Source organism: Gimesia sp., from assembly GCF_048262075.1.
Taxonomy (GTDB): domain Bacteria; phylum Planctomycetota; class Planctomycetia; order Planctomycetales; family Planctomycetaceae; genus Gimesia.
In genome coordinates this window covers 89,196-107,268 of record NZ_JBLXFK010000017.1, presented here as the reverse complement: position 1 = coordinate 107,268, position 18,073 = coordinate 89,196, and the positions used below count along the sequence as shown (strand labels likewise).

Here is an 18,073-nt window from a genome sequence, read left to right as displayed (position 1 = left end):
TCAGCCCAGATCAATGCTCATCATACTCAGCGTGCAGTTTTCCAGAACGATGTAACTCCCGGATGATGCTGATCACATCTTCCGTCGGTACACGCAACTGGTTCAATGCTTCCACCAGTTGCTGTAACCGTTGCGTGCTCTGTTGTCCCTGCTCACCCGTGATTGGCACAAAGCCTCCCGGTAGCCCCCCCTCTGCAGGATTTCCGACACCTACAGTTAAATTTTTATGTGAAATCACCACCGGACTGATTTCCACTTCGCCGGTGACAACAACCGTTTGTGATTTTGGATTGACCACAACCCGTGCCTGCTGATGGGGGCGATCAATGCCCACCTCCATCACGGCAGCCACAAATTCGACCGGTGATTCCATATACTGCCTGGGAATACGGATAAAAACCCGCCCCGGTCCCTGGGCAATCGCCAGTTGCCGATTGCCGGCTTCAAAACTGAATTCCGAATTGATCACGCGTGCCACTTCACTGGCGGTATGAAAACCGGCATGATGTCGATCGACCAGCAGTGTGATGGAACGTGTTCGCCGGTCGATGAACGGGAGATCGAAGTCCCGTTCCATGACCAGTCCGTTGATAATTTTTCCTGTTGCCTGTGAAAGTTCATCTTCCAGGATGATCCCACCAGAGCAGAGACCGGCACCGATGCCGTTTCCGATCTCCGGTGTTGCCACGGGCGCGACCAGCAGTCGACCGCCACGCAGGCTTTTCGCTCCCAGCATGGAACTGACATAGCAATCCAGCTTCTGCCCTTTGCGGATCCCACTGGCAGGAATAGTCGCTTCAATCATGACCAGCGCCACATTGTTGGCAGCAGACAGATCCGCCAGATCGACGACCGGGTTATTCAAATGCTTGAGAGCCGCCGCCAGGCTGCGAATCGTGGGCAGATTCTTGCCTCCGTCACCCGTTCCATCCAGACCGACGACCAGGCCCATGCCGGTCAGTTTGATTTCTTTCATGCCATACACGCTGCAGATATTTTCCACGCGAGTCCGCGCCTGCAGTTCGGAAACCGAACACTGCAGGCAGACGAGGAACATCATCAGGCATATAACAGATTTGATTAGTCGGGCTGGCATAGTAATTTCCCGTCACACTTCAACAGAGAGAAGTCGAATTAAAATGGAAAGAACCAGTCGTACAACACCACCCCCCATGGTCGTTTGGTACTCTGATACACTTTACCTCTCTGGTGTTTGACGATATCCAGATTGGCAATATTCTCACTTAACGCCGTGTTATCACGGTTTACATCTTTACTGCGAATTTCACCCGTCAAGCGATATTCCCAGACGTCATGATTGGTTCGGATACTTTTACGGGCTTCCAGAATCAGGTTTCCGTTCGGACGGATATCGACGACAATGGCGGCGATCCGGTACTGGATGCCTTCCCGGTCTGCTAACTGACCGGTACTCTGCAGACGCCCCTGCAGCTGTGTATCAATTTTTGGACTGTTCAAAGCCGCGGGTGCCAGGTTCCCTGCTGCATCGATTCGCATGAACTCCTTCAGTTCCGCCTTCAGTGTTTCGGTTCGATTCCGGTTGAACCGGGAATCAACGGTCACGCTGGATTTTTCATCCACCATGATCGTAATAATATCATGGACCTTCACGACGATCGGTTCCGGTGCCGGCACGTAGATCAGTGAATAATCTCTGATCAGCGGCGGCTTGGGAGAATTTGAATAAAGGTCTCCCTGACCAAAGGTGTTCGCCAGGGACGATGTCAGTTGCAGGGCTTCGGTCTGAAAACCAAACTCGTTGATTTGAGCCGAGGCCAGACGGGGGACGCGTTGCTCTTTTTTTTCCGCAGGCTGCTGTGTCTGCGTGGTCGTTTCTTTTGTGGAAGTACCCTGGGAGGATCGTATTGCAGTGCTCGAATTGGCCTGCGCGGTTCCCTGCACTGTGGGTTCCTGCGCCTGCACGACAGACGAACAAAACAATACGATACTTCCCAGGGAAATCGCCTCCCGTAACACTGCCAGCAGCTTCGTGCGCTGACAGATTCGCTCACTGTTTCGTGTACTATTTTTCATTTTCGAATTCCCCCTCTTCGAATCGCATACCCGCCCGCATTGCGAATGTTTCCGGACTGAGTATTGCCGACAGCCGCGTCAGATGAACCGGAAATGAATTGAATCCCGTTCTTTGGCTGTATTTCATTCGTGGGTCGGTAATTCACTTCCGCCTGGTTATATCCAGTCACGGTCGCCATCAGTCGGTCCCGGCCTTCCAGCGCGATCAATGTAATCGGATCCCCCATGCCACCTGTCCCCTGGGCCCGCATTTCACGACGAACCGAAATACCACCACGTCGGGCATAAACAGTCACAATCGCACCATCACGGATCAGCGGGACTTCCATCAGATCCTGACTTCGCATCACATGGGCCTGGTACACGGTCCGCGTCAATTCTCTGCCAATCACCAGGCGGGGATCAGTAATGCCAGTCTGTTCTTTCTCTGGTCGAATCCAGACCAGATCATCAGCACGAACGACCGTGCCTTTGTTTAAAGTGTATTTTGCTGCCAGAATCTCAGGGATCCGCTTCAGCTGGCAGATAATACGCATTTCGTGAACCTGACCTTGTGCATCAATCAGCTTCATGCCGACGGCCTGCTCTGTTTCCAGCAGTTGATCCAGTCCGGCAAAGCGAAACATGTCGGCACGGTTATCGAGTACCTGCTGCACATTTTCACGTGGCAGACGGACTGTGAGAGAAAACTGTTGCGAGTTCGGGTAACTGCTTCTGATCCAGTCGGAGAATGCCTGCTGAACTTTCTGTTCTGCCTGTTCCAGATCCTGTCGCGTCGTGACCACCTGTGGTCGCTTGGCTTCCTGCTCTTCTTTCTGTGAACTGACGCGAACCTGGCTGCGGCCCGTCAGTTCCAGTTGGCTTAAATCCACCCCCAGAGCCTGTAAACGTCCCCGGATCTGTGAAATGGTAATGACCTGAGTGCGCCCCTGTGGAGGAGCCGGCTGCAGGATCATGCTCTGCATGCGTGTCACCTGTTCCGGATCGGCGTGCAGAACATCAGCGATATCGCCCAGGCGTACGACAGACGTATTCACCTCAGCGGTCGCTTTCAGCCGCAGAATTTCCGCATGCAGACTGTCCGTACTGCAAACACCGCAGCAGACAAGCATTGTGAAACTCAAGAACGATTTGATCCAGAAACGAAACATGCAGTATCAACTTTGTATAGTATAACGGTTTATTTCATAGAGGAATTAGAAACGACGCAGGTTGGCAATGGTCTGCAGAGACTGGTCGGCTGCCTGCACGACCTGACTGTTGAGTTCGAAGTTACGCTGGGTTTTGATCAGCTCGACCAGTTCTCGAACGGGCTCCACGTTGGACTGTTCCAGAAACCCCTGTCGCAGCTGGCCGCGACCTTCTGTTCCCGGATCACCAAACTGGGAAGGACCGGAACCGGTGGTCTCCATAAACAGGTTATCTCCCTGTCGTAGCAGACCCTGATTATTGATGAAACGGGCGATCTGAATATTGCCGGCGGTCTGAATCTGGTTCGATCCCTGCTGCTGATAACTGACAACGCCATCACCGGAGATGGTAACATTGATCGCATCCTGGGGAATCGAAATCGTGGGCTGGAGCTGGTAACCTTTATCGGCAGAAGCCATCACGAGGTTTCCATTGGCATTCAATGAGAAGTTACCGGCACGGGTGTAAAGATCCTGTGTCCCGTCATTGACGCGGAAAAAGCCATCGCCGACGATCGCCAGGTCATAGACTCCATTGGATGGCAAAATCGAACCCTGTTCAAAATCGCCTTCAGTACTCTGGACCCGGGTACCAATACCAAGGGCAATCCCTGTCGGAGTGATATTTCCCTGATTGTCCTGCACGCCTGGCAGCTTGAAATTTTCGTAGAAAATGTCTTCAAAATTGGCCCGACTCTGTTTGTACGCAGTGGTGCCGGAGTTGGCCAGGTTGTTGGCAATGACATCGAGATTAAAGCTGTTTGCAGCCATTCCCGAAGCGCTGGAATACAGGGCTCTTACTGCCATGGGTTGTCTCCTTACTCCCTTAACCTGTTTTAAAAAATAAAAGCAGGTCGCCATCTAAAAAATTGTTTGCTTAACGTCGTGGCACACTTTGCAGTAAACGCCCGAGTGATTCATCCTGTAACTTGATCATATTAATATTGGATTCAAACATCCGGGAAGAGGTCACCAGTTCCATCATCTCTTCTACGGAATTAGTGCCTGATGCTTCAATAAAGCCCTGTGCAATATTCGCTGATCCTTCCAGCGGATTTACACGTCCTTCTGTTGTGTACATGTTCTTCCCGATTTTGACGAGCTCATCCAGGGAGCCTGGCATCACTACTGCCAGCTGGCCCAGTTTCCCCATCGGTTGATTATCAATATCAAAGGGACTGACCACACCATCGGGTGTAATGGCCACGTGGGAGGCTTCAATGGGAACTTTGATTTCTCTTCCATCTGTCGTCAGAATGGGCATGCCATGGTCGGCTGTCACCAGGCGGCGATCTCCGTCCAGCGAGAGTGATCCATTGCGTGTGAGAAATGATTCCTGTGCGCTGCCAACCTGAAAGAAGCCCTGTCCTTTTAAGGCCAGATCGAACTCACTGTCTGTAGTGATGAGCGAACCGGGTTCAAAGTCGGTGGTGATACTTTCCAGGGTAATGCCACCAGTGTGATTTTCCAGATCACCGGGCAATGGGTTGAGAGCCCCCTCCTGCTGATCATGGGGGGGATTCATGCGAAAGATGGGAACATCACGTTTAAATGATGTTGTGTTCGCATTGGCCATATTGTTTGAAAGCACATCAAGCCGCACCGAATTTGCTTCGGCGCCTTGCGCTGAGAGGTACATGCCGTAAATCATTGGGATACCTGACTTGAACTCGTTGCTCTTCCGGTATCTAAAACCGTTTCACAACGAAATCAAAGAGTTTCGATAGACACTTCCCCCCGTATATCTATCGGACCCCTACAACAGGTATCTTTAATGTAATCGGAAAATTTATTCCAACCACCCCATCCATCCATGCACACCCAGTATAACATCCTGCATCGAAACCATAACCAGACATTTATGTCTGATATCGGTGTCGATCCAGCAACAGAATGGGTAATCTTCTGAAAGCAATACAAGAAATGTGAACAGAAAATATCTGTTTAGTGGTGGGGGAGCAGAAGGCTTGTTTCAAGCCCTCTCAGGCTGGCCTGAATGTAGACAGCTGATTCCTGATCAACCTGCCAGACAGTTCATCGACCAGTCTGGTTGTTTAAAGACCACAACCTTGCACGGGAACACATTCGACTTCGAACTGTTGTACCAGTTTTCGAATCTCAGCTCGATTCACTGACACGTCATCAGGTGCCTCAACACCCAGTCGAACTCGATTTCCCTTAACTGACAGGATTTTAATGGAGATATTATCGTTAATAATGATCTCTTCATCCTTGCGTCTTGTGAGCACTAACATCAGTGGACTCCTTTCTTATGGGATACATTCCTTTGATTATTCCAATAGGCCCTACAAACTCACGATAGTCTCAAGTTACTTCCTTAGAACTTGTATATTATACTCAGCAAACCCGATTCCAGTTTGAAATAAAATCGAAAAAATTAAAATATTTATCATAATCCCTAAAGTTTACCGCAAATATGTGACCTATCCACCAAGTGCCACATTTATCCCATTCTATCTTTTTTGAGATCTACAGTCAGGATTATACACTTTTGTGGCAAAAAAGTGTCTCACTTTGCAACAGCATGGTAGAGTTGATGTAGCAGTCTGTCCAGAAGCCATTTGTTTTGCCTGTGATACAACCAGATGGGTCTGGTCGATAAATATAGGGAGTCAAAACTCTGCCAGGTTCATATTCCTGGTCGCTCATCAACCGGGAAGGAAGATTAAATACCATGTCAGCCATGCGGAAACTGTCTCTTGTCGTCGCAATTCTTATTTGCCTGCTTCCCGTGAGCAGAGGAAATGCTCAGAATTCAGAAGCTCCTGCTGCCGATTCACTGCCGGAAATCGTACCCGAGACGGCTGAAAAGAAAAAAGTTCCCTCCCTGGATGAAGTCATGCAGATCATTGAAGACTATTTTTCTGATCGCAAAGGCTATAAATCAGGAGATCTGTTGACCCGCGGTCAGATCAAACCCCTGTTACGGGAATTGCAACAGGCGGGCTGGCCAGTTAAAGCGGAGAAAGAAATCCTCAAACGACTGCATGCTGATACCGATTTTCTGGCCGCTCAACTCAGTACGCCCAAAGGGATCATTTTCATGCGGCGCATTGCCCAGATGCCGGGGGGCTACGATCGTCTCGACCATATTCTGGTCATGCCTTATGGCAAGCGTCGTATCCGGGAATTCATCAACTCGCCTGGCGGATACACGATGATCGAATATATGACGACCACCAAAGGGGGCAAAAATCTGGGTAAATACCTGTCCAAAACGAAAACAGGAAAAGGATTCAACCAGCCCACTCCCTATATTTATACCCAGACTCAATTAACGGATGTTCTCCGACAGGCGTATGAAAAAGAAAACGCGAAATCAAAGAGGAACCGTTAGACTGTATCCATTTTAACTGTAGCATCTCCCGAGCCACGATATACTCAGCCCCAACGCTCCTTGAGATACTATCGCTAACCTGAATACAGGTTCCTTTGAAATCGCGTTTGATCCCAGCCCATTAATTTGACTGGTCAGCCTTCCAGGTTCACACCAAAAAATGTGGCGCTCTCGGTAATATCCTGTTTACATGATTCGATCATGTTTTCAATCTGCTCTTCATCAAGGTCGAAGTAGGTCAGCATAATTTCTTCTGCTTCCAGATACTCTTCGGAGCTACGATTCCACACCGAACCTGCCAACAGGCTCCCAGTACGTATCGCCATTCCCAACGGACAACCATGCTGTCCGTCACCGTGATGCTGTTCAATCGCTGTGACCATTTCCTGAGGCAGCGCCCAGTGATCCAGCAGACGCGCTCCAAGCAGAGCGTGATCGAAGCCAAAATACTGCTGTTCCCCTTTCAGCAACTGCTCTCCATGGGGATAACTTTCATAGATCAGGCTGTATTGCTCACGTTCGACCTGTGAAAAAACCAGAATTCCGACATCCGCCAGGAGACCCGCTGTGTAGGCTTCATCATTCTTCAGGCATTTGTGGTGATTTGCCAGATGTGATGAGATGGAAGCAATCGTAAGTGCCCGCTGCCAGTAATCGGCAAAAATGCGGCCCTTGCTGCGTCTGGTGAGTGATTCCACCATCGAGAAACTGACCGTCAACATGCGAATCGCATCTTTTCCCAGATAGGAGACCGCGTGTCTGATACTGGTGATCTGTCTGGAAACACCATACTTGGATGAGTTCACGACCTGCAGGATTTTCGCTGCCAGCCCGGGATCATGCTCGATGCATCGAACAATGTCATCGATGCGGCTTTCCGGATCTCGAGTCAGTTGCAGGATTTGCTGCGCCACTTTTGGGGCCGAGTGTAAGCGATCTAAACGTTGAACAAATAGATCTGCCAGATCAATAGGGTCTGCACAATTATCAACTAACATGACCGTCCTTCTTTTTGTAGTTTACTGCGTTGCCTTTTAGCCCGTTGGGGGGTTTTCTTCTCTTGAAATCTATCTTTGAGAGAACGCAGACACGGTCAATAATTGAAATCCGAAAACCAGTTTATTGATACTCGGAGGCAAGTGTTCCAGAAATAACGGTCGGGACTATTATAGCGCGCCTTGGCTCCCGCTTCTGAGAATGGTTTTCCCTCCTCAGAAAATCCTGGTTGGGCTTACTTCAACAGTTTGAGCCCGGACTCCTGAATCTCATAGGGTACCAGGGATTCATCGACGGCACTGCCACGATGCTTGGCAACATGCAGTGCCCGGCTCATCCGGTTTCCGTCCTTGATTTTCCCCATCAGAATGATGGTATTTGCATTGGAAAGAACATCTCCACTCTCGATGGGACGTTGTATGAGATCATCCAGCATCACTTCATGCGTCGTCAGCAGCAGCAGACACCCGATCTGCTGAAAATCGTATCGATGCTGTTCGACCTGAGCCTGATGGCTGCGAAATTGTGCCCGAAACAGATCACGGGCGACCCAGTCACATTCTTTACGGAGGATCTGATGGTAAACGTATTCAAAGGCATGAAACTGGAACGATTCGCTGGGGCGATCCGTCGGTTCAATTCCATCAATCACCGTCCGCCGGACGCCGTGCACAAAGTTGGAATAAAAAAAGGCAATCGCCGCATCCAGTTTTTTGACGAATTCCAGCTTCCACTCTTTCCATTCATCCAGTTCCATATCGCGGCGCGTCACCCGGCGGCCGCTCTGGCGAAACAGATGCTGGTAGTCGGTTCGCGTTTCTGCATCCCAGATCTGGTCCAGGTCAAAAGGCGCATCGACCAGTTGTTCGCGCAGTTTCCATTGAAAGAGTCGCTCGGCGTAATCACTGTGGCTCTGCGAATCCCCGCGGGTGGCCATATCAAACAGCACCCCGGTCTGCCCTTCCTGCTGCAGCCCTGCCTCCGCGAACTGCAGACCAAGCTGTGTTTTGCCGATCCCGGTCGCGCCCAGAACGACGGTCAGTTTGCCTGGCAGTAATCCGCCCGAGAGCAGTTCATCGAGTTCCGGAATTCCCGTTTGTTGTCGCAAGTCAGCCATGATGAATCTTCGTTTCGCGGAAAGAACCTCCGCGCCTTTGTTGTTTACGGCTTGTGCCAGCCATGATCCTGATCGGAGATCAGACAGTAATATAGCGGTCCCGTGCAGCTACATTCCAGTGGTCAATCACTTTTCCGCCACTGACGACCGTAACCGATTTATGCAGAGCCGATGTCGGGCAGACGTGCCGGGGAATCGCCAGCAGTTCATCGCCGGGCTGAAATTCGCCAGCCCGCGCGCTGATGACAACCAGATGCTCTTCATTCTGCAGCACCGGTTTCGCATCGGGCAGATCAGGGAATCGGCAGCGATTTTCCATCGCAGGGTCAGAAGCAATCGCTTTATAACCCAGATCAAAGGTGATTCGATCCGGGCCGGGGCGGCTGATGACACGCGTTAAAACCAGCGCTGCCGGCGTAAATTTCAGATCGGGAAACATTTCCCCATACCCGACATCATGCAGCACGCAGGTTCCCGGGCAGACTTCAATCTCAGGATCGTCAATGCTGGCAAAAATCGGGAACGAGCCGGTTGCACCTGCTACGATTCGCGGGACCGAGAGCCCTTCGGTGACCAGTTGATCCCGCAAGCGATTCACATTGTTCCAGACCTCTTTGACGGCGATTTCCCGTTCATGAAAATCGACCTGATGATTCTGCCCATCGTAGGCGTGCAGACCCGCAGCAATTAAACCCGGGGTGTTGGCGATCATCTGGTAGAGTTCGACAGCAGTATCCCCCGGTGCAAGACCGGTTCGATTCTGTCCGGTATTCAGATCGAGCAGGACTTCAATTTCGAGCCCTGCAGCGGACATCGCTTCGCCCAGTAATTCAATGGGTCCCGGATGATCGGCGGTCACCTGCAGCGAGACATCGGGCCAGCGTTTACGGAATTCCACAGCGCGGGTGATGTTGGGCCCCACCAGGTTATAAGCCAGACAGATATCTTTGACACCCGTATCAGCCAGCATTTCCGCTTCCGCAAAAGTCGCCGCTTTATGCTTCAAGATTCCCAGTGAAAGTTCCAGTTGAATGATCTCGCGCATCTTATGGGTTTTACAATGCGGGCGCAGTCGGGAAGGGTCTCCGACCAGCTCAATCATTTTACGTAAATTGTCCTCAAGCAGATCCTTGAAGATAATCATTCCCGGAGAAATGATCTGACTTGTATCGTCTATCTGATAGCATGCATCCATGAGCAGACCTGATCGCAGTTTGAAAAATTAAATACCCTGAAAGAAGACGTTTTCCGCTGTCTTTTCCAGAATCCATTCTTTGTCCATCGCAGACAGAAATGGCAGGCCATTTTTGACCAGACCGATTGATGCCTGATACGAATGATCGCCTTGAACCTGATACGGGCAGTCGGTGGCCCACATCAGACGATTGGCTCCAAAAGCCTGGTACACTTTCTGGATCAGCGGCAGCAGATCATGGTAAGGCATCTTCTTTTTGCCCAATGCGTAGAAGGCGGAGACTTTGACATACACATTGGGATGTTTTGCCATCTTGCAGAGCATATCGACTTCTTGGGGATCAATTTCCCCGGTAACACCGATGCGGGCCAGGTGGTCGATGACGACCGTCGTATCACGATGTTTCTGGCACATTTTATCCAGGGCAGGCAGGCCGACGGCATCCATCAGGCAGCACATGGCCATCCCTTCTTTGGCGCCGGTCGTCCACATTTCTTCCATGCATTCTCCGTCCAACCATTCATCAACTTTTTTCGACTGGGGACGAATGCGAAATCCACGGACCCCTTTTTTCTTCAGCGCCAGCATTTCCGGCGTCGGGTTTTTTCCGTTCTGGTCGATGACAGCCACACCCGAAAACATGCCCGGGTATTTTGCCATACTGTCCAGCATGTAACTGTTATCAAAGCCATAGAACGACATCTGAATCAACACGACCCGATTCACGCCGACGGGCATCATTTCTGCCTGCAGTTCTTCAGCCGTAAAGCTGGGTGGGACCATGTCAGAAACCTGGTACCCGGGTGCCAGGGGATATTTTTTGACATCGGGAGTCCAGACATGCGAGTGTGCGTCAATGTATTCCATTGCATAAGCCTCTGATAGAAAAGGTCAGCGGGAAAAACAGTCCGAATCAGGCATCGGCTTTGGTGGTGTAAAAGAATTTGTGCACGAGTTCTTCTGGCGGTGGAGCCGTCAGCTTTGTGACAACAAAGCCGGAGATAAACGAGACAAACAGGCCGATAATGATCGGATCAAAATCAAATAACTGGTAGGGCTTGAAGAAGCTGCCATTCACGAAATAGCCGGTGACATACATCGCCAGATGCACGGAAAAACCGCCCAGCATGGCCCCCATGGCGCCGGCTGCATTGACGCGTCTCCAGTATAGACCGTAGACGATCGTCGCGAGGAAACTGGCAGCCAGGCCACTGCCCACATACACAATAATATCCTGCAGGAACTGGGGAGGATTGATGGCGACCACCATCGCAGCGGTACCGACAACAAAGGTTGCCAGGTAACTTAACATCTTGATGGTTTTTTCACTCGCTTCGGGGTTAATATTCCGCTGATAGACGTCGCGCACCCAGGCCGAGGAAATCAGCAGCAGGAAGCTGTCAACAGTCGACATCACCGCGGCAAAGGGAGCTGCCACCAGCAGCCCCGCCAGCCAGCCCATACCGATATGTTCGGTCAGATAAACGGCCATTGCCGGCATGATCCGGTCCGATTCTCCCTCCATCCCCGGCAATAAAACACGGGCACAGCAGAAGATTACGACCAGCGGGAAATAAATCAGTGTGTAATAAATGGCAACCGTGCAGATGGAACGCTGCAGCGTTTTGGTATCGCGAAAGGCCATCAGACGCACCATATTGGCAGGTTGACCGGTACCGGAAATGGCCCACATGAAGAAGAACGAAATCGCCAGGCTTAAGGGGAGGAAACCGCTGTCGCTGCTGGGACTGGGCCCGGGGCCGACAATATAGGTTCCCTGCTGGCTGCCTTCTTCTCCGTACGCATACGATTTGAGATCGATATTGGAAACGCTCACATCATCGAGAAACTTTTCACTTTCTCTGCGACCTAAAATGCGTTCAATATCATCCAACGTGGTCAACTGCAGCACTTTGACTTCGTCAACAGTGGTTTCACCCTCGGGGATTTCTGCCTCACTGGTGACGCGAAACAACAGAGGCGTTTTATTGTCGTCGATCGGGGTGTCCGTAATCCAGGTCCCCGCTTCGATGCGAAGTGTTTCCGACGCGGGTTGCGCAAGGGACAATGTAATCCCCCCCTTGTCCGGATCCGATATGCGGGGAGGCGTCATCTTCGCCATCAGCTTCGTCGTATTTTCCAGACCACCTGCCTGTGAAATTGCTAAAGGCAGCATGATGATCACACCAATGACCATCACGATTCCCTGCATCACATCGGTCCAGACAACCGCATGAAAACCGCCGTAGGTAGTATAGAGAATGACGGCAACACCGAAGACCAGCAGACACAGCAGGTATTCAGGGCTTTCCGATTCTGAAATATAGGGGATGCCGGCGACTGCCTGGGATAAACCGTTCGCAGTACTTTCAAAGATGGAAACTCCATCCAGCAGTGTCTGCAGGATCAGGCTGCCTGCTTTGAACTGGGCTACCAGGTTAAATGACATGAAAAACACGATCAGCGAGACCGCCATCAGACCGAGTAGCGGACTGTGAAAACGGTCACGAACCACATCGGGAACCGTGATTGAACCGGAGCGGCGTGCGACCTGGTTCAGACGTTTTCCAATCAGGCCCATCGTACAGATCGGAACCACCATATAACTGCCGATCCAGAGTGCCAGAATCCAGCCATGCGAATAGATCTTGGAAGGAAAACCGGTAAAACTCCCGCCGGAACTACTGGTAGCGGCAAAGGTCAACGCAAACGCCCAGACCCCCAGCCCGCGACTTCCCAGAAAGTATTCACTGAGAAAGCTTTTGCTTTTGAGCAGGCGATTCGACAACGCGGCGATCACGAAAACCGCCGCGGTATAGATCAAAAAGGAAACCAAAGCCGCGTTCGTACTGGACTCGGCAAACAATGTAGGCAGATTCAAATTCGTTGTAGATAGAAAACTCAAGACTTATCCCCCCCGGCAGTTGCTTCATCTTCTGCTGCATGCATCTCTGCAATTTCTTCTGCGAGATCTTCACCTTCGTGAGCTACTCCGAGGTCGTCTTCTTTCATATAAAACAGGCAGAACCAGATCGTAAACAGGTCGGCAACCAACCAGGGTAAGGCAATCCCCCAGAACACCCAGCTGGGAATACCCATGGTGGTTTCAATGGATTCCGGATCGAGACCGGACTGAAACCCGTTCATGTAACAGTAAGGGACGGACCACAATAAAGCGACCACCCATAATCCCAGAATGATCCAGGCTTCACGTTTTGAGTTTAAAAAGACAGGGTCAACCTGCATTGACTCTGTGTCGTTCGATGGTGCGGTACTCATAGCACGGCCCTCACTTCTAAACGAATATCTCTAAGTTGAGCGTTAAGCGACCGATTGTACTCTCGATCCTGACGAGACACAAAGGACCTCTACCCGATTGCACAAATTTTATTAGAACTGAATTCGCCGTGACACAAACGTGAACAGACTGTTATACTGTCTCACAGATAAAACCTGTCAGTTTCACCTGTAAAACCGGCAGCGTTTTTCGTGCAAACAGAAATTCTCTTCGGGAGTGAGTCGATATGAATCTGCGTCCGTTGTTTCCAGTTACCGCCTGCACCTTGTTACTGGCCTGCTGCATGGGCTGCAGTTCTTCTGATGCGCCTCAGGAACCGGTCGAACAGGTCACCGTCGACCTCGGTGGGAGTGGCGTCGACCTGGGAGCCGGGGAACCTCTGGAGATGGAAGACAGCTCCACTGCGTCAGCCGGGACAAAGAAAAAGCCGGCCCGTCGGTTCGAACCAATCACGCTGGGCAGTCAATCGCCAACGGCAGGAGCGAAATCAGAAGTTCCGGACGAACAGACATTTGACAACGTGCTTGAAGCCTTGAAGCCCCTGCAGATCATGCTCGGTGACTGGGGCGGGATCACATTCAAAAAAACCGATGGCTTCAGCTCGGTAGAAACTCTGGGCTGGGTCTGGGACCTGCAGACCAATCCGCAGCAACCTGCCCTCGTCATGCAGGCAGACAAAAGCCGTTACTATGAAAATGCCCGCTTAACATATCTGACGGACAAACAGAAGTACCAGCTGACGATCACGAATAAAGACGGAGACCAGCGAATTTACGAAGGCGACTTCTCCGTCCCTGTTGCCAAAGTGGAGGGTGATGCCGATCCCAACATCCTGCAGACGACTTATAAACTGAGCCTGTCTCTCGTCGATCCGCCGAATGAACGAAAACATGCCCAGATCACCTTGAATCAACAAAACAACGATCGCTACCTGTTTGAAATCTACGATCTCCGCGGCGACAGTGTTGCCCGGGTCGATACGATCACCACGCGGCGCAAGGGAACTTCGTTCGCGAAAAGCGATTCTGATTACGGCGACAAAACCTGCGTCATTTCAGGTGGCCTGGGAACGTCACAGGTAAATTACCAGGGGAAATCGTTCTGGGTCTGCTGCAGTGGTTGTCGCAAGGCCTTTGACGCCGACCCGGAAAAATGGATCGCCAAACACGAAGCCAACAAGAAAAAGACGATGAATCAATAGTCGCAGAAAACGCCTCAGTCTGCTTTCCAGCGAACCGTGAGTTCTTCCCAGCCGGGCACACTGCCGTCCGGGTACTCCTGCAGAAATGGGACGCGTTCCACGACCTGTGTGAATAAGGTCGCGATGGCCTCTCCCATTTCCCATAAGGCATGCCTGAAATTTGCCCGCTCCGCGTGTGCCAGCATGTCGGAATACGAAAGCCCTCCCGTCACACGACTGAGTTCTGCATCGCATTCCCATTGCGTCCCTTTCTGTTTGAGTGCATACCGTTTCATCAGCCCTGGATTACGTATCTGCTGATAACGACGATTTTCCTGCAGGACGCTTAACAAAAGTGGTGCATGCTGTGGTGCCCAGGCATCAGGAAAATCAGCAGCCAGTATGCCCCGTGGCTGGCCGACCCGCATATAATGTAACTGAACTGGTTCCACGGGAGTATCTGCCAGATCAGACAGCAGGCTGGCCCAGTCCAGGTTCAGTTCCTTGCGGCCCACTTCATGCAACGTGAACAGATCCTGGATCGGGCGATTAGCGGGTGTGTATTTTCCATCCAGTAACTTTAGCGTGATTCCCGGCTGAACCGATTTAATCAAACTGTCTCCGACAATGTGCGCCAGCCAGCCGAACAGATATGCCAGCTTACGATCACCGGGCCCATACAGGTCCCGGGTATCCTGAAATACCAAAGCGGCGTAATCGGGCAGATGATCCCAGGGGATCGTGAATTTTCGTTCTGCAGGCGTCCAGCCAAACACCAGATGCGCACGACCATAGAACAGCTGATGAATTTCCCGAGGCCGATATTCCTGATTCTGAAACTTCAGCGTCCACGGCTTCACAGCACCACCGGTCAGCGGGCTGTGTTGCAGTGGGGCGGTCCCAAACCCGACTTCCTGCCCCGTATCAACGCAGATGGCTTCCGGCATGATCTGGATATCGCAACCCATGTAGGCACCTGCGAGATAACTGGCATAGTGCCTGTGTATCAGGGAAGCGACGGGCAGCTTTTGTTGCGCCACTGCTTTCCCCGCCAGAACTGCATACATGGTATGACCGATGATTCCACTCATAAGCTGACCTCGAAGCTGCTGAAGAATTCAATTCCGTGTTGGCTGCTTTCAATTCTAACAGAACATCAACATATCGTGCATGGTGAAGCCGGGAATTCCCATTTAGGAAACGGATTTGACGAAAGTCGCAACGGAAAGGATGTGGAACGATTCGAACACGTTGACAGATCGACAGCGAGCCGCCGAGAACAATGAAGATTTCGCATATCGAATATGAAGATTCCATATATATTCCGGCTACGTAGCTTCGGAGCATTTATTTTTATTCAGACCGGCTTAGAGTCCGATAGCGTCCTTTTTCTGTAAGACGTCCAGCACGTTTCTTGCCTCTGGATCCCTGCCCATTTTCCTCAACTGATCGAAATGAGAATTATTTCAAATTAGCCTGAGAATTTTCTCGGCTCTACAGGGAGACATCATGCAGACCCATTAGTCCGCAGACACGTTTTCTGAACCCGAATTCTTTCACGATAAAGCCTCCCATGGATCGTTCTGACATATTTATGACGCCGAATCGAAGCACATTCGATTCGAAATCAGAGAGAGACACAGACGCCGAGCCGCTGCAGAAGGCTGCACAGGATGAACGCTTTATGCGGCTGTACGCCAACTCGTATTCCCGGATTTTCCGGTTTATCCTCACCCTGATTCCCTGTCGTAATGATGCCGATGAAGTCATGCAGGAAACCAGCCTGGTCCTGTGGCGGAAGTTTGAGGAATATCAGTCGGAAGGAAATTTCACCCGCTGGGCCTGTGGTATTGCCCGACTCGAAGTCCTGCGACTGATGGAACGCAAAAAACGATTCGCCGCCCTGTTTGATGAACAGCTTCTGAATCAAATCGCATCCACCCGCGCCCGTTGTGAAGAGCTGCTGGAAATCAGACGTGATTTCCTCGATCAATGTAAACGTCAGCTGCCGGAAAAAGATCTGTACCTGTTACAGCTGATTTACGAATCGGAGCATGGTGCCAAAACCGCATCCAGTATCATGGATCAGCCCTTGAGCACGATCTATCGACATCTGGATCGGATCCGCAATGCGCTGTTTCATTGCATTGAACGAAAAATGAACGCGGAGGATTCCCCATGAAATCACTCCAGCGTAAACAGCGGGCACTTATCAAACTGATCCACGAAGTACAAAATGAAACAGCCAGCAGCGCCCAGTTGAAAGAACTCTCCGAACGCCTGCGCGGCGATGTAGAAGCACAGAAACTGTATATCTACCTGATGGACATGCACGCCGAACTGATCCTTGAAGAAGAGTTCCTCGCCCCGGAACAGTGGGAGCTGTTTCCCCAACAGACGGAACAGGAACGCACGGTCAGAAAACTGCCGCGCACGCGAAAACCATTCTCACATTACCTGCTGTTGACCGTCTGCTATGTTCTCCCTTTTACCGTTCTGGCATACTTCACCTGGCATGCGATCCAGCCTGAGCCGCACACCCAGGTGGCAGTCCTCGGAGAAATGGATCATGCGATTTTTACTCAGGATACGGAGCAGCTGTCACCGGAGACAGATCTGTTTACCGGTCATACTTATCAACTGCAACAGGGAATTGTCCGGCTGCTGATGAATTCCGGCGTCGAAATCGTGCTCCAGAGCCCGGCTGCCTTTGAACTGCTCCATCAGAACAGCATTCGAATTTATTCAGGGTCCCTGGCCGCAGAAGTCAATCCCGCAGCCGTCGGCTTTGTGGTAGAAACGCCTTCCCAGCGCGTAGTTGACCTGGGAACCCGGTTCGGCGTAGCTGTCGAGCAGAATGGTACCTCAGAGACACACGTCTTTCAGGGGAAAGTGGTCTGCGCCGAAAAACAGAATCAACAGACAAAAGGAAACACCCACTTCCTGACAGCCGGTCAGGCCATTCAGTTGAAAGGAGATGGCAGCCCGGCCGTGACCCTGGAGACCGACGAAAGCCGATTCTCCCGTGCACTGCGGTTTCAGGCTCAGATTGAAACCCTCGAAGGCGCGATCGAATACCGACAGGAAATGCCTGCCCGACTGGGAGCCGGCGATTGCTGCAGCAGTGAGTACCTGGCCCTGTTTCAGGAACAAAAAGACCTGGTTCTGCAAGAGGATGTCACCGTCTGGAAAATCCCGACAGCGGAGGAAGCTGTGGCTCAGTTAGAACAGAGGCAGACCATCCCTAAAGGCACGAAAGTGAACGTCTTTCTCTTGCATCTGGACGGGCCACACAAAGATGCAGCAGGCAAAGACCATCCCCGGGTAGCCGTGAATGGCACCATTCACTTCCGCAATCCGGTTCTGGGGGGACTCAAAATCGATCCGGATTTATATGCCACCGACCAGAGTTTAGGTCGCTTTGATATTGAATACGACAACCAGGAATTCGGCCGCAGTGGACGCGGCATTGATCGTGGTGACAAAACGGAACTCTCCCTCTCCGGAAAACAACTGCACGTGGCCTGGAGCCAGCGGGGCGGAGGAGGTATTGGCCGAGACCAGATTCGGATCCTGGTCGCCACGGAGGACTGAAAACGGTCCCTTTTAATTTTAACGAAAACTTGTTCCGGATCCTGTAACCGGAAAAACAACAAACCCTGTATTTATCCCAAGTGAGATGAA

17 protein-coding genes are annotated in these 18,073 nt (G+C 51.3%); 4 read left to right on the top strand and 13 right to left on the bottom strand.

What is annotated here, in order from left to right:
- Positions 1-10 precede the first annotated feature (10 nt).
- From ACN0YH_RS24685 to csrA, 6 genes are all read right to left on the bottom strand, one after another.
- Entirely contained in the window at positions 11-1,096 is a 1,086-nt protein-coding gene (locus ACN0YH_RS24685) for a flagellar basal body P-ring protein FlgI (RefSeq protein WP_417382263.1), read from the bottom strand.
- A 38-nt stretch (positions 1,097-1,134) separates the two neighbouring features.
- Positions 1,135-2,055 (bottom strand): flagellar basal body L-ring protein FlgH, encoded by a 921-nt coding sequence (locus tag ACN0YH_RS24680; RefSeq protein WP_417382262.1) that lies wholly within the window; start codon positions 2,053-2,055, stop codon positions 1,135-1,137.
- Complete coding sequence (gene flgA, locus ACN0YH_RS24675) at positions 2,052-3,179, bottom strand: flagellar basal body P-ring formation chaperone FlgA (protein ID WP_417382261.1); 1,128 nt, start codon at positions 3,177-3,179, stop codon at positions 2,052-2,054. Before flgA ends, ACN0YH_RS24680 begins: the two co-directional genes overlap by 4 nt.
- A 72-nt stretch (positions 3,180-3,251) precedes the next feature.
- Positions 3,252-4,052 carry a flagellar basal-body rod protein FlgG gene (gene flgG, locus ACN0YH_RS24670; protein WP_417382260.1) on the bottom strand — a complete coding sequence of 267 codons (801 nt, stop codon included), beginning with the start codon at positions 4,050-4,052 and terminating at the stop codon, positions 3,252-3,254.
- Between the two features lie 70 nt (positions 4,053-4,122).
- Complete coding sequence (locus tag ACN0YH_RS24665; protein WP_417382259.1) at positions 4,123-4,896, bottom strand: flagellar hook-basal body protein; 774 nt, start codon at positions 4,894-4,896, stop codon at positions 4,123-4,125.
- A gap of 403 nt (positions 4,897-5,299) precedes the next feature.
- Positions 5,300-5,500, bottom strand: coding sequence for a carbon storage regulator CsrA (gene csrA / locus ACN0YH_RS24660; protein WP_417382258.1), 201 nt, complete (start codon positions 5,498-5,500; stop codon positions 5,300-5,302).
- 440 nt (positions 5,501-5,940) lie between these two features.
- Between csrA and ACN0YH_RS24655 the strand changes: the two genes are divergently transcribed.
- Positions 5,941-6,603 (top strand): hypothetical protein, encoded by a 663-nt coding sequence (locus tag ACN0YH_RS24655; RefSeq protein ID WP_417382257.1) that lies wholly within the window; start codon positions 5,941-5,943, stop codon positions 6,601-6,603.
- 134 nt (positions 6,604-6,737) lie between these two features.
- Here the strand turns inward: ACN0YH_RS24655 and ACN0YH_RS24650 are convergent, their stop codons facing one another.
- From ACN0YH_RS24650 to ACN0YH_RS24625, 6 genes are all read right to left on the bottom strand, one after another.
- Positions 6,738-7,601 carry an HDOD domain-containing protein gene (locus ACN0YH_RS24650; protein WP_417382255.1) on the bottom strand — a complete coding sequence of 288 codons (864 nt, stop codon included), beginning with the start codon at positions 7,599-7,601 and terminating at the stop codon, positions 6,738-6,740.
- A 233-nt stretch (positions 7,602-7,834) separates the two neighbouring features.
- Positions 7,835-8,716, bottom strand: a complete 882-nt coding sequence (locus ACN0YH_RS24645; protein ID WP_417382254.1) for an RAD55 family ATPase — start codon at positions 8,714-8,716, stop codon at positions 7,835-7,837.
- A gap of 79 nt (positions 8,717-8,795) precedes the next feature.
- Positions 8,796-9,911, bottom strand: a complete 1,116-nt coding sequence (locus ACN0YH_RS24640) for a D-TA family PLP-dependent enzyme (RefSeq protein ID WP_417382253.1) — start codon at positions 9,909-9,911, stop codon at positions 8,796-8,798.
- Between the two features lie 27 nt (positions 9,912-9,938).
- Positions 9,939-10,778: an amidohydrolase family protein gene (locus tag ACN0YH_RS24635; RefSeq protein WP_417382252.1), complete on the bottom strand. Its 840-nt coding sequence runs from the start codon at positions 10,776-10,778 to the stop codon at positions 9,939-9,941.
- Positions 10,779-10,824: 46 nt separating this feature from the next.
- Positions 10,825-12,816 carry a sodium:solute symporter family transporter gene (locus tag ACN0YH_RS24630; RefSeq protein WP_417382251.1) on the bottom strand — a complete coding sequence of 664 codons (1,992 nt, stop codon included), beginning with the start codon at positions 12,814-12,816 and terminating at the stop codon, positions 10,825-10,827.
- Complete coding sequence (locus ACN0YH_RS24625) at positions 12,813-13,190, bottom strand: hypothetical protein (RefSeq protein ID WP_417382250.1); 378 nt, start codon at positions 13,188-13,190, stop codon at positions 12,813-12,815. The genes ACN0YH_RS24630 and ACN0YH_RS24625 overlap by 4 nt, the downstream gene beginning before the upstream one ends.
- Positions 13,191-13,435: 245 nt before the next feature.
- Here ACN0YH_RS24625 and ACN0YH_RS24620 point away from each other — a divergent pair, with 245 nt between their 5' ends.
- The gene (locus ACN0YH_RS24620; RefSeq protein WP_417382249.1) at positions 13,436-14,410 is read left to right on the top strand and encodes a hypothetical protein; all 975 of its coding nucleotides are present in this window, start codon (positions 13,436-13,438) and stop codon (positions 14,408-14,410) included.
- A gap of 14 nt (positions 14,411-14,424) precedes the next feature.
- Here ACN0YH_RS24620 and ACN0YH_RS24615 read toward each other — a convergent pair whose 3' ends face one another.
- Positions 14,425-15,480, bottom strand: coding sequence for a hypothetical protein (locus tag ACN0YH_RS24615; protein ID WP_417382248.1), 1,056 nt, complete (start codon positions 15,478-15,480; stop codon positions 14,425-14,427).
- Positions 15,481-15,962: 482 nt separating this feature from the next.
- Between ACN0YH_RS24615 and ACN0YH_RS24610 the strand changes: the two genes are divergently transcribed.
- Positions 15,963-16,571 carry a sigma factor gene (locus ACN0YH_RS24610; protein ID WP_417382247.1) on the top strand — a complete coding sequence of 203 codons (609 nt, stop codon included), beginning with the start codon at positions 15,963-15,965 and terminating at the stop codon, positions 16,569-16,571.
- On the top strand, positions 16,568-17,983 hold the full coding sequence (locus ACN0YH_RS24605) for a FecR domain-containing protein (RefSeq protein ID WP_417382246.1): 1,416 nt from the start codon (positions 16,568-16,570) through the stop codon (positions 17,981-17,983). The genes ACN0YH_RS24610 and ACN0YH_RS24605 overlap by 4 nt, the downstream gene beginning before the upstream one ends.
- Positions 17,984-18,073: the final 90 nt, after the last annotated feature.